At 49.3% G+C, this 201-nt stretch carries 1 rRNA gene (only partly in view); it reads left to right on the top strand.

The annotated features are described in order from the left end of the window. A 16S ribosomal RNA gene (locus ACIR131C_RS0117900) occupies nt 1-201 on the top strand; its annotated part reaches 520 nt to the left of the window's first position; the annotation flags it as partial.

Genomic DNA, 201 nt, shown 5'->3' with positions numbered 1-201 from the left:
GCGTAAAGAGTCCGTAGGTGGCATTGAAAGTCTGCTGTTAAAGAGTCTAGCTCAACTAGATAAAAGCAGTGGAAACTACAAAGCTAGAGTTTGGTCGGGGCAGAAGGAATTCCTGGTGTAGCGGTGAAATGCGTAGATATCAGGAAGAACACCGGTGGCGAAGGCGTTCTGCTAGGCCGAGACTGACACTGAGGGACGAAA

The organism is Dolichospermum circinale AWQC131C (assembly GCF_000426905.1).
Taxonomy (GTDB): Bacteria; Cyanobacteriota; Cyanobacteriia; order Cyanobacteriales; family Nostocaceae; genus Dolichospermum; species Dolichospermum circinale.
The sequence above is the reverse complement of the archived record's forward strand: the minus strand, read 5'-3'. Positions and strand labels throughout refer to the sequence as shown.